Source organism: Streptosporangium sp. NPDC020145 (genome assembly GCF_040631275.1).
GTDB lineage: Bacteria > Actinomycetota > Actinomycetes > Streptosporangiales > Streptosporangiaceae > Streptosporangium.
The window spans coordinates 59,768-84,656 of the sequence record NZ_JBEXZT010000014.1 but is presented as its reverse complement, the minus strand read 5'-3'; the positions used below and the strand labels follow the sequence as shown (position 1 = coordinate 84,656).

At 70.5% G+C, this 24,889-nt stretch carries 25 protein-coding genes; 7 read left to right on the top strand and 18 right to left on the bottom strand.

Going from position 1 to position 24,889, the window contains the following annotated elements:
• Positions 1-173: 173 nt before the first annotated feature.
• Together ABZ463_RS24475 and ABZ463_RS24470 are read right to left on the bottom strand one after the other, a co-directional pair.
• On the bottom strand, positions 174-1,151 hold the full coding sequence (locus tag ABZ463_RS24475) for a helix-turn-helix domain-containing protein (protein ID WP_352014267.1): 978 nt from the start codon (positions 1,149-1,151) through the stop codon (positions 174-176).
• 442 nt (positions 1,152-1,593) lie between these two features.
• Positions 1,594-2,073, bottom strand: coding sequence for an ATP-binding protein (locus ABZ463_RS24470; protein ID WP_362779289.1), 480 nt, complete (start codon positions 2,071-2,073; stop codon positions 1,594-1,596).
• Positions 2,074-2,300: 227 nt separating this feature from the next.
• Here ABZ463_RS24470 and ABZ463_RS24465 point away from each other — a divergent pair, with 227 nt between their 5' ends.
• Both ABZ463_RS24465 and ABZ463_RS24460 read left to right on the top strand, forming a co-directional pair.
• Positions 2,301-3,179: a helix-turn-helix transcriptional regulator gene (locus tag ABZ463_RS24465; protein WP_362779287.1), complete on the top strand. Its 879-nt coding sequence runs from the start codon at positions 2,301-2,303 to the stop codon at positions 3,177-3,179.
• On the top strand, positions 3,167-3,379 hold the full coding sequence (locus tag ABZ463_RS24460) for a DUF397 domain-containing protein (RefSeq protein ID WP_352014270.1): 213 nt from the start codon (positions 3,167-3,169) through the stop codon (positions 3,377-3,379). Before ABZ463_RS24465 ends, ABZ463_RS24460 begins: the two co-directional genes overlap by 13 nt.
• A 19-nt stretch (positions 3,380-3,398) precedes the next feature.
• On the opposite strand, the gene ABZ463_RS24455 is transcribed toward ABZ463_RS24460, so the two are convergent.
• Together ABZ463_RS24455 and ABZ463_RS24450 are read right to left on the bottom strand one after the other, a co-directional pair.
• Complete coding sequence (locus ABZ463_RS24455) at positions 3,399-3,686, bottom strand: helix-turn-helix transcriptional regulator (protein ID WP_352014271.1); 288 nt, start codon at positions 3,684-3,686, stop codon at positions 3,399-3,401.
• Positions 3,687-3,789: 103 nt separating this feature from the next.
• The gene (locus ABZ463_RS24450) at positions 3,790-4,398 is read right to left on the bottom strand and encodes a TetR/AcrR family transcriptional regulator (RefSeq protein ID WP_362779283.1); all 609 of its coding nucleotides are present in this window, start codon (positions 4,396-4,398) and stop codon (positions 3,790-3,792) included.
• 122 nt (positions 4,399-4,520) lie between these two features.
• Between ABZ463_RS24450 and ABZ463_RS24445 the strand changes: the two genes are divergently transcribed.
• Positions 4,521-5,369: an SDR family oxidoreductase gene (locus ABZ463_RS24445; RefSeq protein ID WP_352014273.1), complete on the top strand. Its 849-nt coding sequence runs from the start codon at positions 4,521-4,523 to the stop codon at positions 5,367-5,369.
• 155 nt (positions 5,370-5,524) lie between these two features.
• Here ABZ463_RS24445 and ABZ463_RS24440 read toward each other — a convergent pair whose 3' ends face one another.
• Complete coding sequence (locus ABZ463_RS24440; RefSeq protein ID WP_362779280.1) at positions 5,525-5,977, bottom strand: hypothetical protein; 453 nt, start codon at positions 5,975-5,977, stop codon at positions 5,525-5,527.
• 426 nt (positions 5,978-6,403) lie between these two features.
• On the opposite strand from ABZ463_RS24440, the gene ABZ463_RS24435 reads away from it, so the two are divergent.
• The gene (locus tag ABZ463_RS24435; protein ID WP_352014275.1) at positions 6,404-7,477 is read left to right on the top strand and encodes a hypothetical protein; all 1,074 of its coding nucleotides are present in this window, start codon (positions 6,404-6,406) and stop codon (positions 7,475-7,477) included.
• Between the two features lie 214 nt (positions 7,478-7,691).
• On the opposite strand, the gene ABZ463_RS24430 is transcribed toward ABZ463_RS24435, so the two are convergent.
• On the bottom strand, positions 7,692-8,111 hold the full coding sequence (locus tag ABZ463_RS24430) for a hypothetical protein (protein ID WP_362779277.1): 420 nt from the start codon (positions 8,109-8,111) through the stop codon (positions 7,692-7,694).
• Positions 8,112-8,253: 142 nt separating this feature from the next.
• Here ABZ463_RS24430 and ABZ463_RS24425 point away from each other — a divergent pair, with 142 nt between their 5' ends.
• The gene (locus ABZ463_RS24425) at positions 8,254-8,895 is read left to right on the top strand and encodes a class I SAM-dependent methyltransferase (protein ID WP_362779275.1); all 642 of its coding nucleotides are present in this window, start codon (positions 8,254-8,256) and stop codon (positions 8,893-8,895) included.
• Here the strand turns inward: ABZ463_RS24425 and ABZ463_RS24420 are convergent.
• Both ABZ463_RS24420 and ABZ463_RS24415 read right to left on the bottom strand, forming a co-directional pair.
• Positions 8,879-9,787, bottom strand: a complete 909-nt coding sequence (locus ABZ463_RS24420; protein WP_362779272.1) for a hypothetical protein — start codon at positions 9,785-9,787, stop codon at positions 8,879-8,881. The genes ABZ463_RS24425 and ABZ463_RS24420 overlap by 17 nt on opposite strands.
• Before the next feature lie 57 nt (positions 9,788-9,844).
• Positions 9,845-10,366 (bottom strand): hemerythrin domain-containing protein, encoded by a 522-nt coding sequence (locus ABZ463_RS24415; protein ID WP_362779269.1) that lies wholly within the window; start codon positions 10,364-10,366, stop codon positions 9,845-9,847.
• A 304-nt stretch (positions 10,367-10,670) separates the two neighbouring features.
• On the opposite strand from ABZ463_RS24415, the gene ABZ463_RS24410 reads away from it, so the two are divergent.
• Complete coding sequence (locus ABZ463_RS24410; RefSeq protein ID WP_352014279.1) at positions 10,671-10,937, top strand: hypothetical protein; 267 nt, start codon at positions 10,671-10,673, stop codon at positions 10,935-10,937.
• Between the two features lie 46 nt (positions 10,938-10,983).
• On the opposite strand, the gene ABZ463_RS24405 is transcribed toward ABZ463_RS24410, so the two are convergent.
• The 7 genes from ABZ463_RS24405 to ABZ463_RS24375 all read right to left on the bottom strand — a co-directional run bounded on the left by ABZ463_RS24405 (position 10,984) and on the right by ABZ463_RS24375 (position 19,241).
• Complete coding sequence (locus tag ABZ463_RS24405; protein WP_362779267.1) at positions 10,984-12,642, bottom strand: YfjP family GTPase; 1,659 nt, start codon at positions 12,640-12,642, stop codon at positions 10,984-10,986.
• Entirely contained in the window at positions 12,636-14,429 is a 1,794-nt protein-coding gene (locus tag ABZ463_RS24400; RefSeq protein WP_362779265.1) for an ABC transporter, read from the bottom strand. The genes ABZ463_RS24405 and ABZ463_RS24400 overlap by 7 nt, the downstream gene beginning before the upstream one ends.
• A 262-nt stretch (positions 14,430-14,691) precedes the next feature.
• Positions 14,692-15,408 (bottom strand): response regulator transcription factor, encoded by a 717-nt coding sequence (locus tag ABZ463_RS24395; RefSeq protein ID WP_352014282.1) that lies wholly within the window; start codon positions 15,406-15,408, stop codon positions 14,692-14,694.
• Positions 15,409-15,461: 53 nt separating this feature from the next.
• On the bottom strand, positions 15,462-16,052 hold the full coding sequence (locus ABZ463_RS24390; RefSeq protein WP_362779262.1) for a hypothetical protein: 591 nt from the start codon (positions 16,050-16,052) through the stop codon (positions 15,462-15,464).
• A 38-nt stretch (positions 16,053-16,090) separates the two neighbouring features.
• The gene (locus ABZ463_RS24385) at positions 16,091-17,350 is read right to left on the bottom strand and encodes an ABC transporter permease (RefSeq protein ID WP_362779260.1); all 1,260 of its coding nucleotides are present in this window, start codon (positions 17,348-17,350) and stop codon (positions 16,091-16,093) included.
• Positions 17,347-18,099: an ABC transporter ATP-binding protein gene (locus ABZ463_RS24380; RefSeq protein ID WP_352014285.1), complete on the bottom strand. Its 753-nt coding sequence runs from the start codon at positions 18,097-18,099 to the stop codon at positions 17,347-17,349. Before ABZ463_RS24380 ends, ABZ463_RS24385 begins: the two co-directional genes overlap by 4 nt.
• Positions 18,096-19,241 (bottom strand): biotin/lipoyl-binding protein, encoded by a 1,146-nt coding sequence (locus tag ABZ463_RS24375; RefSeq protein ID WP_362779258.1) that lies wholly within the window; start codon positions 19,239-19,241, stop codon positions 18,096-18,098. The genes ABZ463_RS24380 and ABZ463_RS24375 overlap by 4 nt, the downstream gene beginning before the upstream one ends.
• 178 nt (positions 19,242-19,419) lie before the next feature.
• Here ABZ463_RS24375 and ABZ463_RS24370 point away from each other — a divergent pair, with 178 nt between their 5' ends.
• Positions 19,420-21,288 (top strand): efflux RND transporter periplasmic adaptor subunit, encoded by a 1,869-nt coding sequence (locus ABZ463_RS24370; protein ID WP_362779255.1) that lies wholly within the window; start codon positions 19,420-19,422, stop codon positions 21,286-21,288.
• Between the two features lie 111 nt (positions 21,289-21,399).
• On the opposite strand, the gene ABZ463_RS24365 is transcribed toward ABZ463_RS24370, so the two are convergent.
• From ABZ463_RS24365 to lhgO, 3 genes are read right to left on the bottom strand one after another with little or no spacing between them, the layout of a single operon-like run.
• Complete coding sequence (locus tag ABZ463_RS24365) at positions 21,400-22,788, bottom strand: ATP-binding protein (protein ID WP_362779253.1); 1,389 nt, start codon at positions 22,786-22,788, stop codon at positions 21,400-21,402.
• Positions 22,789-22,796: 8 nt separating this feature from the next.
• A complete protein-coding gene (locus tag ABZ463_RS24360; protein ID WP_352014289.1) occupies positions 22,797-23,504 on the bottom strand; it encodes a response regulator transcription factor in 708 nt (235 codons plus the stop codon).
• A gap of 34 nt (positions 23,505-23,538) precedes the next feature.
• On the bottom strand, positions 23,539-24,729 hold the full coding sequence (lhgO, locus tag ABZ463_RS24355) for an L-2-hydroxyglutarate oxidase (protein ID WP_362779249.1): 1,191 nt from the start codon (positions 24,727-24,729) through the stop codon (positions 23,539-23,541).
• Positions 24,730-24,889 lie beyond the last annotated feature (160 nt).

Sequence of the window (24,889 nt, the reverse complement as noted above, 5' to 3'; positions counted from 1 at the left end):
CTAGGGCGCTCTTCACGGCCGCGTTCGGGGATCTCACCGATGCGGGTGTGGCGTGACACGGGAGGCAGGAGACCGTTGGGCCGGTCGTCCGTGGTGCCCGCCGCAGGACAAGAGTGAACCGCGTGCGCTTCTGACGGCATTGCGTCTACGCGCCAGGTCGTTATCCGTGAGTGTCAGGCCCGTGCGCGACCGGAGATGTGCAGGCGCCGGTACGCCTGGGGGGTGATGCCGTAGGCGGTGCGGAAGGCGCGGGTGAAATGAGCGGCGTCGGTGAGTCCCCACCGGGCCGCGACCGCGTGGGCCGGTCTGCCTTCGAGCTGAGGATTGGCCAGGTCACGGCGGCAGTGGTCCAGCCGTAGAGCGCGGATCCAGGCGGCGACCGTGCGTTCCTCGGTCAGGAAGAGCCGGTGCAGGGCCCGGACGGAGATGTTGTGCGCCGCGGCGATGGTCTCCGGCGAAAGCGCGGGATCGGCCAGCCGCCGATGGATGAAGGCGTGTATCCGCGCCAGCAGCACGCGTTGCCTGGTGTCGGGAGGGGGCGTCGTGCCCTTCTCCCCGGCGAGCAGCATCGTCAGCAGATCGAGCACGGTCACGCCGAGACGGGTGGCCTCCCCGTGCTGGAACCGGTCGGCGTCGGTGACGAGACGGCCGAGGAATCCCAGGAGTAACGCGCCAACCCCCTCCCTGCTGGAGAAGACCCAGGGGGTGCACCGTTCGGACATGGTTTCGGGCAGGTGAAGCATCGTGCGGGGGACCATGGCGAAGATGCCCTGGATCGTGCTCTCGTCGTCGCCCGTCGTCAGTACGGAGTACGGGTTCCAGCTGTTGTAGACCACGATGTTCGACGGGCCCATGGCGACGTGCTCGCGACCCTGCACCACCGCGCCGTGGCCACGGAGGGGAATCGCTACCTGGAGTAGTTCCGGTTCGGACTGCCGGATGTGTTTCATAGTGCGATGCGTCCATATATCCGAGCAACTGACCTTGGAGATGTGGACGGCACCGAAATCCATGCTGCGCATCTCCCCGTGGAAGTCGGCGGGAGACTCGCTGACGACCTCCAGCGGCAGCAGCGTCTGGGAGACCAGATGCCGCCAGTATTCGAACCGCTCGGCGGGCGCGACACCATCAGTGTGAATCACAGTGCGCACTGTCGTCCTCCTTATGAGGTCACTGATTTTCCTACCGTTCGTGTCCGTGCTGACCGGAACCGGAGGCCGCTCACCGCGGCCCTACAACCCCCTTTTTTCAGGATATTTCGTCATTCGTGAATTAACGCGAGGCTTGCACAAAACGTCATTATCATTCCGACCGAAACACCCTCTCGACCGACCGGGACCGTACGGGCGATCGAACCCATTCTCCATTCACGCCCATTCACCGCGTCCCGGCTCTCCGGCCCTCGGCACACGCCCGTTTCCTTTCCACCGGCGGTTCGCCGTCCGGTTTCGGAAGGCGAACACCGGACGACGGGTACGGCGAAGGCGGCGCGCGTGGAGGCGATCGGAGAACGGGGGAACCGCCAAGCCGGAATTCCGTTCCGGCCGGGAATGCCGTCGCACTCCAGGAGATACGGCGACCGCCGCACTCGGGCTAGGAGGGAAAGGCGGGCCCGCCCACCTCGGGAAGGCCGAGGGATTTCGGCGGGTCGAAAAAGTCCTCAAGCCCGGGGAAAGGGTCCCGTGGGATCGCGGGGATCTCGCACCAGACCGTACGGCCCCGCTCAAGGGAGCGGCAGCCCCAGGTCCCGCCGGAGAGCAGCCCGACAAGGACCAGGCCGCGTCCCCTCTCCGACAGGAGGGAGCTCTCCGGCGACGCCGTGGGACAGCCCTGATCCACGACCTCGATCCGCAGCAGGTCACCCAGCGCGAGCAGTCGCAGCGTCAGCGAGCCGTCCCCCGGCTCGCCGCCCGCGTGCAGCACGGCGTCGGTGACCAGTTCCGACACGGCGAGCCGGACGTTCTCGTAGGCGGGATGGTCCGTCCCCAGCCATTCACGGACTTCGTCGCGCGCCCGTGAAGCGGACTCTGGGTGATCGGGAAAGCTGGTTTCGCTGTTTTTCTCCGGTCTCATGGGACGCCTTCCCCAGCCGAATTGGGCTGGATTTCCGTTTCACTCGGTTCGTTGACCAAGGCGCCGTCCTGCTCCAGGGCGGCACTCATACGGTCGCAAAGCCATGAGCCGAGGGGGTCATAAAGCCGTTCGCATTGCCTTCACAGTTCCGCGAACGCCTGCCGAACCTCCTAAATCCACCTACACAATGGCCTGGTACCGATCCGCGAAGCCGAGAGGAGCTGCAGATGGTCGTCCCCCCGGAACAGGAGCAGGAACAGGAGTCGGCAACAGAACCGACAGACCCCATCGATCCCCACATTTCCCCGCGAATTAGATTCGGGACAGAACTTCGCAAATTCCGCCTCGCCGCGGGGTTCAGCCAGCGAGAACTCGGCAACGTCATCCATCTGTCGGTCAGCCAGCTCAGCATGATCGAGAACGGCCACCGCGCACCGACCCTGGCCCTGGCCAGGAGGGTGGACAAGGCCCTCAACATCGGCACGACCCTCGCCGGCCTGCTCGACCGGCTGAACCGGGCCGAGGCCCAGCTCCCCCGCTGGTTCCGGCCCTGGCTGGAGTTCGAGCGCGAGGCCGAGACCCTGCGCATCTGGGAGGCCCTGATCGTGCCCGGCCTGCTGCAGACCGAGGACTACGCGCGGGCCATCCTGAGCCGCAAGCCCGGCGCCACCACCGAGCAGGTCGAGGACAAGGTGACGGCCAGGATGGAACGGCAGGAGATCCTGAAGCGACGGATGCCGCCGATGCTGTGGATCGTGTTGGACGAGGGCGTGCTGTACCGCCCCATCGCCGACCCCGAGGTGATGCGGGGGCAGTGCGAGCGACTGCTTGAGGCCGGGGAGCAACTGCGCGTATCCCTACAGATCCTTCCCTACACCGCGCGGAACGTGCTTGGCTTGCTGGGAAGCTTCACCCTGGCGGACCTGCCGAGGGAGACCTGTCCAGTGGCCTACATCGACTCGCAGAGCCTGGACGACCGTGTCACCGACCGGGCGACCGACATGAAGAACCTGGCGTTCCGCTACGAGGCGATCCGCGCCGACGCCCTCCCCCGGCGCGAGTCCCTCAACCTGATCAAGGAGACGATGCGCAGATGGACGACCTGACCAGGCACCTCTCCACCGCCCGTTGGCACAAGTCCAGCCTGTCCGGTGACGACGGGAGCAACTGCGTGGAGGTCGCCGCCCTGCCCGGCGGGCACCACGCCCTCCGCGACACCAAGAACCGCACCGGCCCCGCTCTCATCCTCACCCCGGCCGCATGGACCAACCTCGTCGGCGTCCTCAAGGCCGACGCCCTCGGCTGAACCGGCTTTCACTGGCCCCTCAGGCGGCGGGTGCCCGAGGGGCCAGACGAATCTCAAGCTCGGCGTCCAGCGCGCGGGCCAGCCGGTCCAGGATCGGCAGCGTGGGGATGCTCACGCCCGCCTCGAAGCGGGCCACCGCCGTCCGGGTCATCCTGGCCGCGCGGGCCAGGTCGTCCTGACTCCAGCCCCTCTCCTCACGCATCGCGCGGACGACCTTGCCCAGCTCGTAGGCGAGACGCGCCGCCTCGTAGACCTCGGCTGCGTCCGGCTCGTTCATCCGGCGCCCCCTGAGCTCCCGTCGGCTCACGTCGCCTCCCCTCTCCCACGGTTCGTTATAACTCCTTGCGTTTACCCAAACACAAAAAGTAAGACTCTTCCATCGATATCGAGGTCCCACCAGACTTCGTGGGTCAGCCCCGGGGGCGTAGGCCGTTCAGGGCGGTTTCCACGAGGTTGTCGGCGTATTCGGGGGTCAGTGGGCCCGTGCGCTGGAGCCAGCGGTTGAGCAGGGGGCCCCAGAGCACGTCCACGGCCAGGTCGAGGTCGAGGTCCCCGGCCAGTTGCCCGGCCCGCTGGGCGACCGCGAGCCTTCGCTTCTTGATCTCCCTCATCGGCTCGTCGAGTCGTTCGCGGTAGACGGCGGCCAGGCCGGGATCGTGCGCGATCTCGGTGGTGAGCGCGCGCATCGGCTCGTCGTAGCGCGGATCGCTCAGCTCCGCGACCGTGGCGCGCATGACCGTCTTGAGATCGGCCTCCAGGTCACCGGTGTCGGGCAGCGCGGCCTCGCCTTCCTCCCCCTCGCTGAGCGCGAGGAAGGCGTCGAAGAGCACCGCCCCCTTCGACGGCCACCAGCGGTAGATCGTCTGCTTGCCGACCCCGGCCCGCGCGGCGATGCCCTCGATGCTCAGCTTGGCGTATCCGACCTCACCGACCAGGTCGAAGGCCGCGGTGAGGATGGCCCGGCGGGAGGCGTCGCTGCGCCGGGAGGAGTTGGGCGTGCTCTGACGTCGCGTGGTCACGCGCCCAACCTAGCAAAATGCAAGACGAGACGGACCGTCTTGACATACCCACACGATCCCCCTATGGTTGCCGACATCAAACGAGACGAACCGTCTCGGTTCACTTAAAGAGGAGTTCCCGTATGCGCACCTCCCCACGTACCTGGTTCATCACCGGCGCGAGCCGGGGCCTGGGCCGCGCCTTCGCCCTGGCCGCCCTGGAACGCGGCGACCGGGTCGCCGCCGTCTCCCGCACCGTCACCCCGCACGACTTCGGCGACCGGTACGGCGACCGCCTGCTGACGCTGTCCCTGGACGTGACCGACCGGGAGGCCGTGTTCGCCGCCGTGGCCGGCGCCGTCGAGCACTTCGGCCACCTCGACATCGTCGTCAACAACGCCGGAACCCTGTCCATGGGCATGGTCGAGGAGTTCACCGAGGCCGAGGCCCGCGCCCAGCTTGAGGTCAACCTCTTCGGGGCGATGTGGGTCTGCCAGGCCGTACTGCCCCATCTCCGGGAGCGGGGGGCCGGGCACATCCTGCAGGTCTCCAGCATCGCCGCCCTCGGCGGCTTCCCGAGCACCGGGATGTACAGCGCGAGCAAGTTCGCGCTCGAAGGCATGAGTGAGGCGCTGGCCATGGAGGTCGCGGGCTTCGGCGTCAAGGTCACCATCGTCGAACCCGGCGGTTACTGGACCGACCTGTACACCAACCCGGCCATGACCACCCCCGCGGAGCCGTACGGCCCGCTCCGCGCCGAGCTGGAGAAGCAGTGGGCGGAGGGTTCGATCGACAGCGAGCCGCAGTTGGCCGCGGAGGCGGTGCTGAAGCTGGTCGACAGCGCGGAACCGCCGCTGCGGTTGCTGCTCGGGAGTATGGTCTACGACCTGGCCTTCGACGTCTGCCGACGGCGGATGGAGACGTGGGAGAGCTGGGAGGAGGTCAGCCGGGCGGCCGAGCACGCCGTACCGGCGCCGGGACTCTCCGGGTGACCGGGGCCGGGAAACCGGAATCCGGCGGGCGGATAATCTCTCACTCAGCGTTGTGCTTTTCAGGGATTATCCGTCCGGACAGACCGCGGCGAGCGGACGGCGGCAGCAAGGAGAAACGCCGGCGCGGCCATTCCGGGCGGCCGGAAAGAGGGGCGTCAGAACGCCAGGTCCCAGGCGCTCCATCCGGGCGCGCATTCCATTTCCCGGTACGTCGACCTGCCCACGTCCGGGGGCGTCAGAGTGTAGGCGAAGCAGTACCGCAGGTGGCCGCCATGGTCCACCTGCGTGTCGTAGTACTTGTGAATGCGGACCGAGACCTCGGTGCGACCGGCACGGACGTCGAACGCCGTGATCTCGGCGGCGTGTTCCTTCATGACGTCCTGGAAGGCGCTTTCCGGGGCCGTCGCCGGTAAGGCGGTGAAACCCCGGAAAAACTCGGCCGCCGCTTCCCGCACCTGGCGTTGGGCCATGTGGAGATTCTCCATCGCCTGATGCGTGTTGCCGGAGACGATCCAGCCGTACCCGGCCAGGAGGACCAGGGCGACCACGCCGATGACGGCCATGCCGACGTAGTCGTCGAGTGAGTGACGTTCCTCATCAGGTTTCACGGCGGCTCGACCCCCCGCCTCCAATATGACGGACGGGCCGTGGCGGCACCATCGCGCCGCCGTGACCATGCACGGTCCTCGCGTGACGGTATATGTCGCCAGGCTGGACAATCCCCCGGATACGGGGCGAATTATCAGAAAAGGCCCATCGCCTGCATCTGGAGCACCCGACCGAGGCCCCCGGAAAACCACGCCACGACCCTGGCAAGACAGGCCATCAGAGGAGGAAAAGCGCTCACTGTTCTGCGAGGCTTGCCGGTGTTACGCTGCGAGAGTCCCGGTCATCCATAATTAGCGGGTCCGTATTCGCCTCTTCGGTCCGCTTTCGCCAGCGTGGATTTCCCTGGGGTCCGGGGCCGACCCCATCCTTCCCGTCTGGACCATTCGGATTCCCGGCAACGGGTCACCCCCACTTTGGAGCGTTACATGCCGAGCGGCTGCATCTTCATGACCCCAGGGGTTCTGCGCGACCTCAAGACCGAGGCGACCTACGACATCCCGGCCGACCTCAGGAACCACCCCGTGGGGAGTCTGGTGACCTACACCCTCGCCGGCCCCAGGACCGTCGGCTCCATCACCCAGGGCCTGGTCGGCATGACCATCGCCGGGAACGCCGTCGACGACGAGGCCGGAAGGCTCATCCCGCTGAGCCCCGCGTTACGGGACGCCTACCCCGAGCGCACCCGCGTCCGGTTCTACGGCACCCCCGACGAGGTGAACAGGGTGGCCGCGCTCGGACTCGTCATCGGCACCCCGGCACGCCGGACCGACCTCGTGGACCTGACGGAGAGCGCCCCCGCCGACCTGTCCGACCTGGGCATCTCGATCGAGCAGGACGCCGAGGACAAGTCCGACTTCCCGGCCAGGCAGCTCTACTACTACGTCGGCCCCGAGCGGGCGTGGACCACGCGCATCCACACCTGCACCGCGCTGGCCATGTGGAGCCGTACGGCGGGCATCTCCTACCTGTCCCACGCCGATTCGAGCACGCCCCCGGAGCGGATCGCCGAGCGCGTCACGGAGTTCTTCACGGACGTGATCAAGGCCGGGGCCGTTCTCGGCACGCCCGGCGAGCTGAGCGTCGTCCTGTTCACCGCCGAGGACACGCTGACCGGCAGGGGCAGCTCGGTCCAGAGCGTCCTGGGCGCGCTCGACCACCTCGGCGCGGCGCACACCAGGGTCTTCTACGAGCACGCCAGGTGCCACATCGCCGGCCCCAGCGACACCGTCGTGGTCTCGGCGGGCGCCGCCCCCCGGGTGCTCCTCAGCTACGCCGACCACGTGGAGCACCTGCTGACCCGCTACACCATCAAGGGTGAGCGCAACGTCCGGGACATCCTCGTCGAGGTGCTGAAGACCGCCCAGGCGAACCACGAGTTCGAGCCCAAGGCCTATCTCGCGGCGAAGAAGGCGAGGTCACAGGGCGACGACCAGCTTCACCGGCTCCTCGTCGCCCTGGCCGGCCTCACCGAGGAGGACGCCGCCAAGCGCTGGGGGTGACCTGCTCGCGGGTGGAGGTGCGGGCCGGAACCGCCTGGCTCCGGCCCCATGCTCCCCGGCGGAGTGCCCACAGGCCGGTCTGTCATACCTTGTTGTTCCCGTCCCCACGAGGAGGTCGATCGTGTCCTTCCCACCGCCCGGCATGGTGCTCGGTGACGTCCCGTCGCGCGCTTCCTCGCGGGAGGCCGTCACCCGCTGAGCCGAGAACCCGCCGTCACCAGGCGGGAGACCGTCCACACCGCGACGAGGCGCTCTTCATGACCATCACTGGTTCGATCATGAGGAGCCCCGAGTGCTCACGATTCACTGGACCGAGGGCGGCGAGCCCCGGTCCGCTCTCTGGCGTTCCGAGAACGGCTCGCCACCGCCCGCCCGCGTGCTGGTCGCCGACGACCGGCTCACCGCCGACGCCGCGTACCGGCTGGCCCGCCAGGGCGTAGGACTGCTGTGGCGCGGCGACTTCCACAACGCCCGACAGCTCATGCGCGCCATGGCGCGACGCGTGGAACGGGCGCCGTCCGAGGCGGCTGTCTCCCCGATACCCCCGGCGCGGGCCTTCCACCTGCACCGTCAGGCCCGTTCCCGGCGTGCCGTCGTCCTGGGCAGGCTGCTGGTGCCGCTCGACCACGAGCACGCCGTACCCCTGCGGCGTGCCCCGGACGTACGGCGGGCCTGCACTCAGGTGTACGGCCCCGCGCGAGGACCCTCGGTGGTCTCGCTGCCCGAGTTGCTCGGCGTCGTCGGCGCCTGCGAGTGGCGCGGCAGGGGGGGTCGAGGTGCCCGCGCTCGGCGGGCGGATCCACCCGCACTACGGCGTCTTCTCCCCGGTCAGAGGGGAGTACGCCGACCTGGTCGCCCGCGCGCCGCTCCCGTCGCGGTCACTGGCGTTCGACGTCGGCACCGGGACCGGCGTGCTCGCCGCGATCCTCGCCCGCCGGGGTGTCGAACGGCTGCTGGCGACCGACCAGGACCCGCGTGCCGTGGCGTGCGCCCGCGACAACGTCGAACGGCTGGGACTGACCGGCCGGATCGACGTCGTGCGCGCCGACCTCTTCCCCCCGGGGCGCGCTCCGCTCGTCGTCTGCAACCCGCCGTGGCTGCCCGCCGAGCCGTGCTCCCCGCTCGACCACGCGGTCTACGATCCGGGCGGTCGTGTGCTCCGGGGTTTCCTGAACGGGCTCGCCGAGCGTCTCGAACCGGAGGGTGAGGGCTGGCTGATCCTGTCCGACCTGGCCGAACACCTGGCCCTGCGGACCCGTGCCGAGCTACTGGCCGCCTTCGGGTCGGCGGGGCTGCGGGTGGCGGACAGGCTGGAGGCACGACCCCGGCACCCGAGGGCGACCGATCCGAAGGACCCGCTGCACGCGGCCCGCGCCGCCGAGGTCACCTCACTGTGGCGGCTCAGGCCGGTTCGCTGAGGGCCAGGGTTCCGTTGCGGCGCAGGAGTTCGACGGCGTGGACGGTGGCGTGTCCACGCCAGTCGAGCACACCGGCCGGGGAGATCCTGGCGTACTCGACGGTCCATCCGCCGTCGTCCCGCTGCTCCCCGGCCAGGCGCTCCAGGTCGGCGGCGATCACCTCCGGCGTGAAGAGGGCACGTGCGGGACGGCCCGGCAGGGGCGCGAAGTCCAGCGGGCGCAGCACCTCGTTCTCGGTGCCGCCCTCGACGGCCACCACGCCGTCCGCGGGGACGTGCTCCCCCAGCCGCCGCAGGAGCCCGGCCGCCTCGGGGTGGGTGTCGTGCACGGCGTCGAGGAACAGTACGGCGAAGAGCAGCACGTAGGCGGAGGGCCGTTCCTCGATCGTCCCGATCACGTCCAGGCAGTGGCGGGTGGCACGGGCCAGCCACGGGTGCCCGGCCACCCCCCGGTCGTGTACGGCGACGCGGTGCGCGGCGGCCGCCGTCACGGCGGTGATCTGCAACGACGAGCCCGGGGTCGCGGCCCCTGCCGCCCACCAGGGGGCGGTTCCCTCCCGGACGGTCAACGGCAGGGCGAAGGGCAGCCCGCCGTCGGGCAGCGTGACCGTCCCAAGCCAGTCGCACAGCTCGACGGCCCGCCCGGTGGTGACCGGGGCGACGTCCCCGAACACCTCGAAGGCGTGCAACGCGGCGCCCGGCTGGCTCTCCGGCGAGCGCAGGTCGGCCTCAAGGCCCCAGCCGTAACCGCCGTCGGCGTTGCGGTAGCCGTCGAGCGCGGCCAGCACGGCACCGGGGTCGGCCCGGCCCGTCAACAGTTCGAAACGACGGCGGTCGAGGACACGCGCGTGGGTGGCCATGAAGGACGTCGCCGTGGCGAGATCAATGCTCATGGCCCCCATCGTCGCCGGGCCGTACGGCAGGCGTCTTGCAGGAAACGGTCTTCCTGACTAGTCGTTCCCGAGGGATTCGAGCCAGGCGGGCGGCCTGAAGTCGGGGTCGCCGGGGGAACCGAGCGCGTCGAGGGCCGCGACGATCTTCCTCTCCTCGTAGGTGAAGTGCGACTCAAGGATGGCGGTCAGGCCGTCGAGGGTGTCGCGCACCCGCCGTGCCTCCTCGGGGCCGGGAGGCCGGTCGCCGAGTCCCTCGACCAGGTTCTCCAGGTCGCGCAGGATGCCGGCGACGAGCTGGTGGTCGTGTTCGAGCTGCTTGATGACGGGGCGCAGTTCGGGGAATCTCCCGGCGAGGGCGGGGAAGGCTCCGGCGTCCTCGCCGGTGTGGTGCAGGGTCAGCGCGGAGCAGAAGGCCAGGCAGTGCGCCCGCAGCCGCCGTGGCCGCTCCATGCGGCCTTCGAGGTAGGTGTCGACGTCGTCGCCGAGCCTGGTCAGCTCCTCGCGGAGCCAGTCGTGCACCTCGATCAGCTGGTTGCCGAACGCCGCGAGGCGATCGCCCGGGTTGGTGGGGGTTTCCATGGTCGTCCCATGTTTCGGCGCCTCCATGCCCTCGGCGATCTCCTTGCCGGGTGCACTGCGACGCTGAGGCGGGATTCCATCACCTCCGGCCGCCGCCGTCAACCCGTCCTGCGTGCCCAACCCCCGTGAACGACAATCTTTCCGAGGACCGGGTTCGGGGCTTCCGCGCTGCCGGATATGGGCCGGAAAAGGCCTTCCAAATAAATCCATAAATCCGACTTAACGGATAAATCGCTTCGTATTCTGGGCTTGTCGATCGTGTCCTCCGGCGAATGTTCCGGGGGCCTGGTCAGAGGAGGATTCCATGGACCGCAGGCATCGTCCCAGCCCGGCGCTTCTCGCCGCTCTCGCCCTCTCCGGCGTCGCGTTCCTCCCCGCCAGCACCGCATCGGCGCGGGTGACGGCCCCCGGTGACAAGCCACCGGCCTACCAGCAGGCCTACGAGAAGGGGTACGCCGACTCGGCCCGCATGTGCGACAAGGCCGCGAGCTTCTCCTACGAGGAATCGGACAGCTGGGACAGGAAAGGCTGGGTGGACGGTTACAACGCCGGTCATGCCGCCCAGTGCTGACGCGGGGGAACCTTCCGCGACGGACGCCTCCCTGGAATTTCCCGCTTCAACGTTTCTCGTTCCTGTTCTCGGAACGGGCGCAGGCGACGGCCTCGGTGAAGTCCCGGTAGCGGGTGACCTCGTCGCCGATCGGATCCAGTACGAGGTCCCTGGCCACCTGGTCCACGTTCGCCCGCAGCGCCCGTTCCGCCCTGCGCGCCCTGCGACGGCCGCCCGCCCAGGCCGCCAGCCGTGAGAGTCCGGCGATCAGCAGCCCCAGCAGGGCGCCGCCGACCAGCAGCGCCGTCGGCCAGGGCACCTCCCCCACCGTCGGCAGGTCCGGCCGGGGCAGCCTGAGGTAGTCCAGGCCCGCCAGGCCGAGCAACCACAGGCCACCCGCCAGCGTGACCGCGAACACCAGCCACTGCGCCGCCCCGACCACCCGCCACCACACGGGCCGCCGGGCCGAGCCGAGCGACGTGGCGGCGATCGCCCGGTCGAGGCCGTCCTCAAGCTCGTCCCCGTGTGCCCTGGCCGCCCGCCGTACGGCCGTCGCCCACGGCTCGGGCAGCCCCTCGGCGGCGGCGTCGGCGGTCCTGCGGATCGCGGTGTCCATCCTGGAGCGCTGCACGGTGGACGCGACGGGCATCGACGTACGGCCGACCAGCCCTCCGGCCTGGGCGGTCCCGGTCCGGGCGGTTTCCGCCTGGACGGCGAGACGCAGGCGGCGCAGCGGGTCGGGACGGAGGCGGCGCAGCCACCGGGTCGGCGGCCAGCCGGTCGCGACGATCGAACGGTGCCGGTGCGAGGTGGCCACCGCCCTGACGACGACCGGTACCCCGGCCGCCTCGGACAACGCGGCGGTCAACGGTCCGGCCAGGCCTTCGACGTTCTCCCGGGGGCCGGAGCCGGTTCCCGAGGCGGTGTCGAGGCGGGCGGCGGCCGTACCGACGTCGGCGGCGAGGCGGGCGGCCCACGAGCGCCGGTCGGTGACCCGGGCGGCCAGCAGGGCGCCGAGTTCGCGCATGCCCTCCCCGGTGCGCGCGGAGACCCCGAGCAGCGGCACCCCGCCGAGGCCGTCCTCACCGAGCAGCCGCCGCAGGTCGTCGAGACAGCGCCGGGCGGCGTCCCGGCTGAGCCGGTCGACCTGGTTGAGCACGACGACCGTCACGTCCCGGTGCCCGGAGAGCGGGCGCAGGTAGCGGTCGTGGACGGCCGCGTCGGCGTACTTCTGCGGGTCGAGCACCCACACCAGCAGGTCGACCATCTCGACCAGCCGATCGACCTCGACGCGGTGCGACGGCTCGATCGAGTCGTGGTCGGGCAGGTCGAGCAGGATCAGCCCGGCCGCCTCGCTTTCGACGTGCGGCACCTCGTGGCGGCGGGGCACCCGGAGCCAGTCGAGCAGCGGCGCCGCCCCCTCGCCCTCCCAGAGCGCGGCCTGCGCGGTCGAGGTGGTCGGCCTGGTCACCCCGACCGTGGCCAGGTCGGTACCGGACAGCGCGTTGAACAGCGACGACTTGCCGCTTCCCGTGGCCCCGGCCAGCGCGACCACGGTGTGCCCGACCGACAGGCCACGCCGTACGCCCGCGCGGGTGACCACGGAACGCGCTCCGGCGACGGCGTCCTCGTCCAGTCGCCCATCGGCCAGGTCCGCCGCCCTGGCCAGCGCGTCGAGCCGGTCGTCGAGGGAGGCGGACTCCTTACGGCGCAGCAGCTTCACCACCCCTCCACCTCCCCAGGTCCGCCCCCGGAAACCTCACGCGGCGGCCCGTCTCCGGGTCCGTCCCCGGTCGCCGGAAGCTCCCCTCGGCGGTCCTGTACGGCCCGCGCCACCTCCCGTAGCGCGGGACCGGCCTCCCCCGGTGGTTCGACGGCGTCCAGGAGGCCGGTGAACCGGTCGGCCTCCTCGTTGAGCAGGATGGCCACCCTGGCACGCAGGTCGGTGCGGGCCTTGACGGTGAGGGTGCGCACGGCCTGGTCCCCGAAGACCGCCTCAAGGAGCTTCTGGCTGAGCACGCTGGTGCCTCCGGCGATGCCGACCTCGATCCCGGTCAGGCCGCCCGTCGAGGCGAACACCGCGAGCATCAGCAGCAGCCCGGCGCCGTTGACGCCGTAGGAGGTGAACCTCGCCACGCTCCGCCGGTCGGCGCCCTCCTCACGGACCAGGTCGAGCACGTACCCCTGCCAGCCCCTGACCGCCGCCTCGGCCCTGGCGGGCAGGTCGGCCGAGGCCCTGCCGAGGCGTCCCGCCGTCACGACCCCCGCCTCCTCAAGCAGGGCACGGCCCGTGGGACGCGCGGTCCAGGCGTCGAGCGCGCGTTCCGCGGCGCCGTCGGCCGAGGCCCTGATCAGTGCCTCGACCCCGCTCTCCAACGCGATCCGCAGGTCGTTCTCCGGAGCGGGACGGCCGGTGACCAGTGCGACCAGGCGGTCCCTGAACCGGCCGACCCTGCTCTCCAGGGAGCGCATCAGGTCTCCGGTGCCGATGAAGTCCTGCCAGCGGGCCAGCACCTCGCCGCGCAGCAGCGACCCGTCGAGCATGCCCTCGTCGAAGGCGGTCAGGCCGAAGGTGTAGGCGTCGGCCGTCAGCGAGCGCAGTTCCCTGGCGGCGGCGTGCTGGTGGTCGACGGCGTCGGCCAGGGCGGGCACCCGTACGGCGAGGCTCTCCAGCGCCCCGGACAGGGTCTGGCGCACCACCTCGGCGCGGGCCCGCGAGTCGGCGGCGATACCGGTCAGCCAGTCGGCGACCTCCCGTACGGCGGGGCGCGGCAGGCGGCCGTTCTCCTCGGGCAGGGTCAGCTCGGGCACCTCGAACAGCCGGGTCCCGCCGAGGCCGTTCTCTTCGAGGAGCCTGGCCAGGTCCTTCCTGACGACGCCCATGGCCTCGGGGGGCACCCGTGACAGCACGACCGCGAGCGCGGTGCTGCGTTCCCTGGCCGCGCGCAGGAAGCCCCACGGCACCTCGTCCGCGTAGCGGGCGGCGGTGGTCGTGAACAGCCACAGGTCGGCCGCGGCGAGCAGCTGGGCGGCGAGTTCGCGGTTGGCGGCCACGACGGAGTCGATGTCCGGCGCGTCGAGCAGAGCCAGGCCCGCGGGCAGGGAGGGCACGGTGACCACGCGCAGTGTGCCCGGCTGCCCTCGGGCTCCGGTCACCCGTGGCAGACCCGGCAGGACGTGCTGGGCGGTGAACCACGCCTCGTCGGCGGGGCTGGTCACCAGGGTGGGCGCGAGTGTGGTCGGCCGCAGCACGCCGGGTTCGGTGACGTCGGCGCCGACGACGGAGTTGACCAGGGTGGACTTGCCCGCCCCGGTCGAGCCGCCGACGACGGCCAGCAGCGGGGCGTCGAGCGCGGTGAGCCGGGGGATCAGGTAGTCGTCGAGCTGACCGGCCAGTTCCTTCTGGGCGGCGCGCCCGGCCCGCGCGTCTCCGGCCGCCAGGGGGAACAGGTCGCGGTCGAGATGGCGCCGCAGCTCGCGCAGCGCCGCGAGCAACCCGTCGCTCCGGCTCATAGGAGCGGTTTTCCCCGGTAAATGCCCCCTAGACATGATTTTGCCCCACCGCTCGACCGGATCACGGGGGCGAACCCGGTAGAGCGGTGGGGCCTTAACCCCGAAGTCCGCGTGAGGGCTACGTCCGAGCTCGTCTCCCCCGCAGCTGGAGGCGAGCCCGACCCTTCCGCGCGACCGCGGGGTGATCGGGGGTCACTCGCTGTTCATTGGAACACCCGAAGCTCAGCGTCACTTGAGCCGAAGCTGAATGTCCGCTGAATATTCAACCACTCTGGGGCGGCCGAAGGACATACCCAACCCCCCGCAAGGTGTGTATGAGCCTCGGTTCGGCCATATCCACCTTTCGACGGAGATAGGAGACATAGGACTCGACAACCCCGGCGTCTCCCCCGAAGTCGTAGTTCCAGACGTGGTCGAGGATCTGCGCCTTGGACAGCACCCTGCCCGTGTTGACCATGAAGTAGTGCAGCAGCTTGAACTCCGTCGGCGAGAGCCGTACGGCCTTGCCCGCGCGCCAGACCTGGTGCGCCTCCTCGTCCAGCTCAAGGTCGGCGACCTTCAACCGGACAGGAAGGTCCAGATCCCCCCTCGTACGGCGCAGCACGGCCCGGATGCGGGCCAGGACCTCCTCAAGGCTGAACGGCTTGGTCACGTAGTCGTCGGCGACCCGCAGGCCGGTGACCTTGTCGTCGGTCGCGTCCCTGGCGGTCAGGAAGAGGACGGGGATCTGCCCGCCCATCGCCCGCAGCCGCCCGGCGACCGTGAACCCGTCCATGTCCGGCAGCATCACGTCCAGCACGACCAGGTCGGGGCGGATCCGCTCGGCGAAGTGCACGGCCTCCCTGCCGTCCGCCGCCGTCACCACCTCGAAGCCGGATCTGCGCAGGCTGACGGAGAGCAGCTCGCGGATGTTCGGCTCGTCGTCGACGATCAGCAACCTGGCTTCGACCTTGTCCAGCACATCACGAGGCTTGCTCACCCCCCTGGAACGCAGCTCAGGTCCGGCTGAACGTTTCCTGAGAGAGGAGATCGTCATCGTCGGACCCCGCCCTCGTTGATCGCGGTCGCGGTCACGGAGCCGTCCGCGCCCTTGGCGCCCTGCACGACGACTGTGCCGCCCGTGGTCAGGTCGCCTACCTTGCCCTGCTTGGAGATCCGCACGTTCGTCTGGTCGGTGGTGTTCACGGTGACGACGGTCCCGTCCTGCTGCTGAAGGTAGACCTTGCCACCCTCGACCTTCTGCACGGTGCCGACGGTCACACCCCCTTGACCGCCCCGCTGTCCGTTGCCGAACCCGCCCTGGCCACTTCCCTGGCCGTTCCCCTGGCCACTGCTTTGGCCGCCGAACCCACCGCGTCCGCCGTAACCGCCGGGAGCCCCGTAACCACCGGGGCCCTGCCGCATCGCAGCGGTCCGGTCGCCGGTCGGCCCGCCGAACGCCTTCTGCGCCTGGATGCCCACGATCACCCCGACGACGAGCGCGAGGGCCGCGCCGAGCACCAGCGTGAGTCTGGAGATCCCACGCTTACGCCCGGCCGCGAGCTCACCGTCCAGGTCGCCCTTGAACGGGGAGGTCTCAAGCAACTCCCGCGCCGGGGTCCTGTCGTCCGCGCCGTCGCCCATCTCTTCTCCTCGCGTAGGTCGTACAGGTCGTCTGTGGCTCACTCGTGGCGCAGTGCCTCGATGGGCCTGAGCTTGGCCGCCCGGTTCGCCGGATAACCGCCGAAGAACAGCCCGATGCCCACGGAGACACCCAGGGCCAGCACGATCGACGACGGCACGAGCACCGGTTCGATGCCGGCGATCGTGAAGCGGGTGCCGACGAAGGCGATGGCGACACCCGTCAGCCCGCCGAGCAGGCTCAGCACCGTCGCCTCAAGCAGGAACTGGCCGAGGATGGCGCTCCTGGGCGCGCCGATCGCCTTCCTGATGCCGATCTCCCTGGTCCGCTCGGTCACGGTGACCAGCATGATGTTCGTGATGCCGATGCCGCCGACGAGCAGCGAGATCGCGGCGACCGCGCCGAGCAGGCTGGTGAAGATCCCCACGGTCGAGCTGACCGTCTCCTGCAGGGTCGCCTGGTTCAGGATGCGGTAGTCCGCGCCACCCGTCGGGGTGATGCCGTGGCGCTGGTTGAGCACCGCGGTCACCTCGTTCTGCGCCGAGGTGGTCGTGTCGGACCCGGTCGCCTGCACCACGATCGAGCTGAGCGCGCCGAAGCCCGTCAGGCTCTGCTGTACGGCGGGCAGCGGCACGATGGCCACGTCGTCGGCGTCCTGGAAGCCGAAGCCGGAGGAACCCGACGTCTTCAGCACCCCGATCACCGTGAACGGCACCCCGGAGACGCTGACCTGCTCACCGACCGGGCTGGCCGTGCCGAACAGCTCGTCGGCCACCGTCTTGCCGATCACCATGACCTTCCGCGCCGCGAGCACGTCGTCGTTGACGAAGTAGGAACCGGTCTCGACGGGCTTGTTCATCGCCTCGAAGTAGCTGGGGTAGGTGCCGACGAGCTGGGAGATCGTGTGACTGGCCCCGTCCCGTACGGCGGTCGCCGAACCGGTGCTCACCACCGGGGAGACGCTCCTGGCCGAGGGCACCTGCTCGGGGTCGGCCAGCGCCTTGGCGTCGTCGAGGGTGAGCTGCCTGGCCTGGGTACGGGGGCCGTTGCCCTGCCGGGAGGACCCGACCCCGACGGGGCCGCCGATCCCGCCCCCGGCGAAGGAGGCGGAGACGGTCAGGGTGTTGGCCCCGAGCCGCTGGATGCTCTTCTGGATGCTCTGCGAGGCGCCCTCGCCGAAGGCGACCAGCAGGATCACCGCGGCGACCCCGATCAGGATGCCCAGGGTGGTCAGGAAGCTGCGCAGCTTGTTGGCGGCGAGGCCGCGCAGCGCGAAGCGCAGGATCTCCAGCCTGCTCACGAGGCGCCTCCCGGCGTGGACTGGAGCCTGACGGCCGAACGGGGCGGGGGGCCGCCGACCGGCGCCTGGCGGCGGTCGTCCACGATCAGCCCGTCCACCAGGCGGATGACCCGCTTGGCGTGCGCGGCGACGTCGTCCTCGTGGGTGATGAGCACGATCGTACGGCCGGACTCGCTCAGCCCGTCGAGGATCTCCAGCACGTCCCCGGTCGCCTTGGTGTCGAGGTTGCCGGTCGGCTCGTCGGCGAGCAGCAGGGCCGGGGAGGTGACCAGCGCCCTGGCCACGGCGACGCGCTGCTGCTGGCCGCCGGACAGTTCGTTGGGCTCGTGCCGTACCCGGTCGGACAGGCCGACCTGCTCCAGGGCGGCCAGCGCGCGGGCCCGGCGCTCCTGGGCGGTGACCCCGCCGTAGGCCATGGGCAGTTCGACGTTGGCCAGCGCGCTCATCCTCGGGATGAGGTTGAACGACTGGAAGACGAACCCGATCTTGCGGTTGCGCAGGATGGCGAGCCTGCGTTCGTCCAGGCTCCCGACGTCCACGCCGTCGATGAGGTAGCTGCCGGAGGAGGGGACGTCCAGGCAGCCCAGGATGTTCATGAGCGTGGACTTGCCCGAGCCCGAGGCGCCCATGACGGCCACGTAGTCACCCCGCTCGACGGTGAGCGAGACCCCGCGCAGGGCCCTGACCTCGGCGTCGCCCCTGCCGTACACCTTGGTGATGTCGGTGAGGGCCAGGACGGGGGCGGTCATCTGACGCCCCCGAGTCCGCCGCCGCGGTTGCCGCCGCCTCCACCGCCGCCGAGGCCGGGGAAGCCGCCCTGCTGGTTGGTCCCGGTCGCGGCCGGGCGGACGACCTGGTCGCCCTCGGCGAGTCCGGAGGTGATCTCGGTGAGCGTGTCGCCCCTGACCCCGACCTCGACCTGTACGGGGGTCTGGGCGCCGTTGCGCAGGACGGTCACGGTGCTGCGTCCGCCCGTCGTGGTGACCACGGTCGAGGGGACGGCCAGCACGTTCTCCGCCTGTCCCACGGCGACCTTGACCGTGGCCGTCTGGCCGAGCCTGATCTCGGCGGGCACCTGGACGAAGGAGATCGTCACCGGATACTGGACGACGTTGTTGCTGGTCGCGGCGGTCGGCTGGATCTGGGTGACCTTGCCGGTCGCGGTGACGCCGGGCAGCGCGTCGAACGTGACGGCGGCGCTCTGACCGATCTTGAGCTTGGTGATGTCCGACTCGGTGAAGGTGCCGACGAGCTGGAGTTTTCGGGTGTCGGCCAGTTCGACGAACCCGGTCGAACCCGATCCGGTCGAGCCGCTCGCCGTCCTCGACGAGCCTCCCGAGGAGCCCGTCGAGGAGGCCGAGGAGCCGGAGGAACCCGAGGAGCTCGCGGAGCCGCCGCTCGCGGGGCCGCCGACCGTGCCGTTGACGGCGGTGACCGTACCGGCGAACGGCGCCTTGATGACGGTCGCCGCCACCGTGCGTCCGGCCGCCCGGTAGGTGTTCCTGGCGTTGACGTACTGGGCGTAGAGGGCGGCGGTCGAGGTGTCGTCGTCCGCGGAGTCGAGTGCCGCCGCGGCGGCGTCCAGGCTCTCCCGCGCCGCGCTGTCGTCCAGCCTGGCCAGGATCTGCCCCTTCCTGACCTTGTCCCCCACCTCGACGTAGATCTTCTTGACGGTGCCGTTCGTCCCGAAGCCCAGCGAGCGGGCCTGGGCGCTCTCCACGGCGCCCGACGCGGAGACCGAGGCGGTCACCGTACTCCGGGTCACCGTGACGGCCCGTGCCGCACCGCCCGCGGCCGAGGTGGCGTCCGCGGAGGAGGAGGTGGATCCCCCGAGAGAGGAGAAGGCGATTCCCACGCCGCCCAGCAACAGGACCGCCAGGGTCCCGTTCACGAGCAGCGTCCTACGCCTGGTCGACAGCTTCACAGCGCTCGACCCTGGCGTATCAGTCTTGGGCTAAACCCAACTCTTGCTGAGTGTTTCCTGCAAGCCTTCCACCGATATGGACATACAGGAAATATTCAGGTTTTTGTGAGCAGGTAGTGAATCGGGCACGCCAAGATGGTCCGCCATGAGACCGACCAACCTCCCGAAACCCGCGCGCGTAGGAGGACTCGCCCTGGCCGCCCTCGTCCTCGTGGGCGCGGGCGTGTTCTACGCCCTCGACGACGGCGCCGAGCGGGCTCCCCGGGTCGAACTCGTCGCCACCCGGCGCGGAACCGTGACCGCCGCGGTCTCGGCGGCGGGCAACACCGTGGACGAACGGACCAGGGAACTGGCCTTCGGCGGTTCGGGAACGGTCAGGAAGGTCTACGTCAAGGCCGGGGACAAGGTACGCAGGGGCGAGGTGCTCGCCGCCATCGGCTCGGCACCGGCCCGCGAACGGTACAGCGCGGCCAAGGCACAGCTCGCGGCGGCCCAGGAGGCCCTGGACGCCGCCGAGGATAGAGCCGCCTCCCCCACCCCGGCCCAGCCCCAGAGCCAATCCCAGTCTTATGGCCAGTCCCAAGGGCAGTCCCAGGGCCAAAGTCAGGGTCAGGGCCAGGCCGGTTCCGGCACGGCCGGTGGAGCGCAGTGTCCACCGGCCTCCCCAGCCCCGTCCCCGACCGGTACGGCCACGCCGAATCCCTCACCCGGGCGCAGCCGTACGGCCGAGCCCGGCCGGACACTGGTGCCGGGCGGCACCCCCTCCCCCACTGTGCCCTCCACCGTGACCCCCACCGTGCCCCCCACCGAGGCCCCGGCCGTCACCCCGACCGCCCTGCCCAGTGGCGGAGCGGGCCGGGCCGGGGCGGGTGCGGTCGTGCCCGCCGGATACCTCGTCAAGACCGGGCCCACCGCCGTACCGGCACCGACATCGACGCCGACCACCAGGGCGAGGCGGCACGGCGGGGGGTCGGGCCACCCCGCGCCCGTCCCCACCGTCACCGTCACCGTGACCGCGACGGTCACGGTCACCGCGATCCCCGAGGTCACCCCGACCCGCTCCGGCCCCTCGAACCCGGCCCCCACGGCCCCGGAGGCGACCCCCACCGCGAAACCCACCCCGAGGCCCACCACCAAGCCCGGTGAGAAGCCCGGTGGAAAGCCCACCGCGAGGCCCACAGGAAAGCCCACCCCCGGCCCCACCACGTGCACCGGCACAGGCACAGGAAACGGCAACGGAAACGGCCAGGGCACCGGGCAGGGCGCCAAGCGCGGCACCGGTCAGAACGCCCAGGGCCAGGACGCCTCCCGCCTTCGGAACGGCGGCGCAAAAGGCACGGACGGCATCGGCGGCGGGCAGGGGGCGCTCAGCGTCGACCAGGCACAGGCCCAGGTCAAGCGGGCGCAGGCCGAGCTGACCGACGCCCGCGAGGAGCTGAACGGGGTCCGGATCACCGCCCCCGCCGCCGGAACCGTGATGTCCGTCGCGGGCGCCGTCGGGGACGAGGCGGGTACCGGCGCCTTCGTCACCCTCGGCGACCTCGACGAACTCCAGATCGAGGCACTGTTCACCGAGTCGGACATCGGCAGCCTCAAGCTGGGGCAGCGCGCCACGATCACCCTGGCCACCCGGGACGGCAAGAAGTACGACGGCACGGTCACCCACATCGCGCCGACCGCGACGACCACCGGCCAGCTCGTGAGGTACGGCGTCACGATCGCCTTCGACGAGGCCCCCGCCGACCTTCTGGTGGGCCAGACCGCCACGGTCACCGTCACCGTCGCCCAGTCCCAGGCCGCCCTCTACCTGCCCGCGCAGGCCGTACGGACCAAGGACGGCGTCTCGCGGGTCACCGTGCAGGGCGGCGGCGAGCGTGTGGTGACGACGGGCGTGCGGAGCGACCAGTACGTCGAGATCACCTCGGGCCTCGCGGAGAACGACCGGGTGGTCCTGCCCACCGGAGCCACCGCCGACGGCTTCCCCGACGGCACCTGGCCCGGCGGCCTCTCGTAACCTAACCCGGCCGGGCGGAGGGGCCGTGCTGCCCCACCGTCCGGCCGCCGGCTCATCCCGTACCGCCCCCGTCCGGCCCGACGTGTCCGGCTTTCTGTCCTGCCGTGGTCGTCAGGCCGAGTCGGGGGCGAGGGGGAGGGTCACCCGGAAGGTCGAGCCCTTGCCGAGGTCGGAGTCCACGGCGACGGCGCCACCGTGGGCGTCCACGATGGCGGCCACGATGGCCAGGCCGAGGCCGCTGCCGCCGTCCTCCGGGGCGCGACGGCCCCGGGAGGAGTCGACCCGGTAGAACCGTTCGAAGACCCGCTCGCACTGCTCCGCGCTGAGCCCGGGCCCCTCGTCGGTCACCTCGACGACCGCCATGGAACCCTGCGCCGACAGCGTCATGCGGACCGGGGTGCCGTCCGGGGTGTGGGTCAGGGCGTTGTTCATCAGGTTGCCGACGACCTGGCGCAGCCGTACCTCGTCGCCGGAGACGATGAGGGCGGCGCCGTCCACGGTGAGCGTGACCTCACGGGAGGGCGCGAGGATGCGGGCGTCGTGGGTGGCGTCGGCGGCGATGGCGAGCAGGTCGACGGGGCGCATGGCCATGGGCCGCTGCTGGTCGAGTCTGGCCAGCATCAACAGGTCGTCCACGAGCAGGCCCATCCTGACCGCCTCCGACTCGACCCGGCGCATCAGCGGCGCGGGATCGACCTCGGGGGCCTGCCGGTAGAACTCGGCGAACCCCCTGATCGACGTCAGCGGCGTGCGGAGCTCGTGGGAGGCGTCGGCGACGAACCTGCGCATGCGCTCCTCCGAGCGGCGGGCCGACAGCTCCGACTCCGACCTGGCCTCGAAGGCGGACTCGATCTGGGCGAGCATGCTGTTCAGTGACTGGCCGAGCCTGCCGACCTCGGTCGCCGGGTTGGCCGCGGGGACACGACGGCTCAGGTCACCGGCCGCGATGGCCTGGGCGGTGCGCTCGATCTCCTCAAGCGGGCGCATGCTCCGCCTGATGATCACCACGCCGACCCCGGCGAGCATCAGCATGAGGCCGCCCCCGCCGAGCAGTTCGACCAGGGCGAGCTGGCCGACGATCTGCCTGACCTCGGACATGTCCACGGCCACCACGACGCTTCCGCCGTCGTCGAGGGGGAAGCGGTGGACCCGCCACTCGTCGATCTCGAACGGGTAGCTCCTCACGAAGGCCGGCAGGTGGGGGCCCCGTTTGTTCTCCACGTCGGTGCCCTGGAGCAGCAGGTCGATCTCACCGTGCGGGTCGCGGATCTCCACCCGGGTGTCGGACGGCACCGGCCTGCCGACCAGTGTGGAGGGGCCGTTGCGGTGCAGACGGCGTATCACGCTGTCCGCGTTCAGCTGCGCCTGGCTGTCCACCCGGTCGATGAGATAGCCCCGCATGATCGAGACACTACCGAAGCCGATCAACGCCAGCGCGATGGTGAGCAGGACGAGGACGACGGCGATCAGTTTGACCCTGAGCGGAGCGGCTCCGATCATCGGCCTCATCAGTGTCCCGGGGGCAGCCGGAGCACGTACCCGACGCCGCGCAGGGTGTGGATCAACCGGGGATCGGCGTTGTCGATCTTCCTGCGGAGCACCGAGACGTAGGACTCGACGATTCCGACGTCCCCCCGGAAGTCGTAGTCCCACACGTGGTCCAGGATCTGCGCCTTCGACAGCACCCGTCCCGCGTTGACCATGAAGTAGCGCAGCAGTTTGAACTCCGTCGGCGACAGCGAGACCGGCTTGCCTCCGCGCCACACCTCGTGGCTCTCCTCGTCGAGCTCGATGTCGGCGAAGGTGAGCCGGGGCGGCCTGGCGAACAGGTCCCCCGCCCCCGTACGGCGCAGCACCGCCCTGATGCGCGCCACGACCTCCTCAAGGCTGAACGGCTTGGTCACGTAGTCGTCCCCGCCCGCCGTCAGCCCACGGATCTTGTCCTCGGTGGCGTCGCGAGCGGTCAGGAAGAGCACGGGCGTGTCGCTGCCGCCGCCGCGCAACCGCCGTACGACGTCGAAGCCGTCCATGTCGGGAAGCATGACGTCGAGCACGATGAGGTCGGGACGATAACGCTGAACCGCGGCGACGGCCTCGGTGCCGCTGCCCGCCGTGTTCACCCCGAATCCGGCGAACCGCAGGCTGGCGGCCAGCAGTTCGAGGATGTTGGGCTCGTCCTCGACGATCAGGAGGCGAGCCTCGGGAGAATCGGTCACGGGTTTATCTTCACTCGCCCACATGAAAAAGGAGTTAATTGGTCAATACTGAGGTTAACCCCACGATGTGCCTGGCGATCGCAAGACTGGAGGTCGCGGCCGGTGAGGGGGCGTTTCTCACCAGCGCCACCCGGCCGTGCACGTCGACGGCGAAGTCGTCCAGCATGCTCCCGTCACCGGCCACGGCCTGGGCCCGTACGCCGCCGGTCGTCCTGACCAGGTCGGAACCGGTCAGTTCGGGGACGTAGCGGCGCGCCGCCGTCAGGAACGAGCCCTTGAGCATCGAGCCGGTCACCTCCCTGACCCCGGTGCGCCAGTGGCGGGCGGCCAGTTTCCTGGTGCCCTTCCAGGTCAGGATCCTGCGCAGGTCGGTGAGATCGATGTCACGCCAGGAGTAGCCCTCAAGCGCCAGCGCCATGACCGCGTTGGGGCCGACCAGCACCTCACCGTCGATCCTGCGGGTCAGGTGCACGCCCAGGAAGGGGTAGCGGGGGTCGGGAACCGGATAGATCAGGCCCCTGACCAGGTCCTTCGAGGCCCCGGCCAGTGCGTAGTACTCACCGCGGAAGGGCACGATCCGCACGTTCCCCGTCGCCTTCGCCATCCTGGCGACGTTGTCGGTGCCGAGCCCGGCGCAGACGACCAGGCGGTCGAAGGCGAGCCTGCGCCGTCCCGCGATCACCTCGACGCCCCGGGCGGTCTCCCGCAGCGCGCGCACCGGGTGGGACAGCAGCACCGAGCCGCCCGTCTCCTCCACGTCCTTGGCCAGACGGCGGGCGACCGCGGGGAAGTCGGCGATGGCGGTGCGCGGGGAGTGCACCGCGGCCACCCCGACGGCGTGCGGCTCGATCTCGCGCAGCCCGAGCGCGTCCAGTTCGGCGATTCCGGGGACCCCGTTCTCGCGGGCCCGTTCGGCGATGGCGTTCAGCCCGGCGCGTTCCGAGGGGGTCGAGGCGATCACGAGCTTGCCGACCTCGTCGTAGGCGATGGCGTGCTCGGCGCAGTACTCCCTGAGCAGGGCCATCCCGTCCCGGCAGAGTTCGGCCTTGAGCGAGCCCGGCTTGTAGTAGATGCCCGCGTGGACCACTCCGCTGTTGTGGCCGGTCTGGTGCGCCCCGACGCGGTCCTCCTTTTCGAGGACGGTCACCGTGGCCCCGTGCGTCAGCGCCAGCTCCCTGGCGACGGCCAGGCCAACGATCCCCGCACCGACGACCCCGACCTTCACGTCCCTACCTCCCTGATCGCCGCCGGAACGCCCATGTGCGAAAGCTAGCGCCATCCTTCTCCTGACGTGAAGGACTTACCGCGCCTTATTGGGCCTTGCTGGGGATCGTAACCATACGTTCGCGGCGCTCCAGTCGGGGCACCGCGACCCGCGCGTCCCT

Coding starts and splice junctions, on each gene's coding strand:
- ABZ463_RS24470 (WP_362779289.1), bottom strand. CDS start 2,073: ATGAGACCGGAGAAAAACAGCGAAACCAGCTTTCCCGATCACCCAGAG.
- ABZ463_RS24465 (WP_362779287.1), top strand. CDS start 2,301: ATGGTCGTCCCCCCGGAACAGGAGCAGGAACAGGAGTCGGCAACAGAA.
- ABZ463_RS24460 (WP_352014270.1), top strand. CDS start 3,167: ATGGACGACCTGACCAGGCACCTCTCCACCGCCCGTTGGCACAAGTCC.
- ABZ463_RS24445 (WP_352014273.1), top strand. CDS start 4,521: ATGCGCACCTCCCCACGTACCTGGTTCATCACCGGCGCGAGCCGGGGC.
- ABZ463_RS24435 (WP_352014275.1), top strand. CDS start 6,404: ATGCCGAGCGGCTGCATCTTCATGACCCCAGGGGTTCTGCGCGACCTC.
- ABZ463_RS24420 (WP_362779272.1), bottom strand. CDS start 9,787: ATGAGCATTGATCTCGCCACGGCGACGTCCTTCATGGCCACCCACGCG.
- ABZ463_RS24415 (WP_362779269.1), bottom strand. CDS start 10,366: ATGGAAACCCCCACCAACCCGGGCGATCGCCTCGCGGCGTTCGGCAAC.
- ABZ463_RS24410 (WP_352014279.1), top strand. CDS start 10,671: ATGGACCGCAGGCATCGTCCCAGCCCGGCGCTTCTCGCCGCTCTCGCC.
- ABZ463_RS24400 (WP_362779265.1), bottom strand. CDS start 14,429: ATGAGCCGGAGCGACGGGTTGCTCGCGGCGCTGCGCGAGCTGCGGCGC.
- ABZ463_RS24390 (WP_362779262.1), bottom strand. CDS start 16,052: ATGGGCGACGGCGCGGACGACAGGACCCCGGCGCGGGAGTTGCTTGAG.
- ABZ463_RS24380 (WP_352014285.1), bottom strand. CDS start 18,099: ATGACCGCCCCCGTCCTGGCCCTCACCGACATCACCAAGGTGTACGGC.
- ABZ463_RS24370 (WP_362779255.1), top strand. CDS start 19,420: ATGAGACCGACCAACCTCCCGAAACCCGCGCGCGTAGGAGGACTCGCC.
- ABZ463_RS24365 (WP_362779253.1), bottom strand. CDS start 22,788: ATGATCGGAGCCGCTCCGCTCAGGGTCAAACTGATCGCCGTCGTCCTC.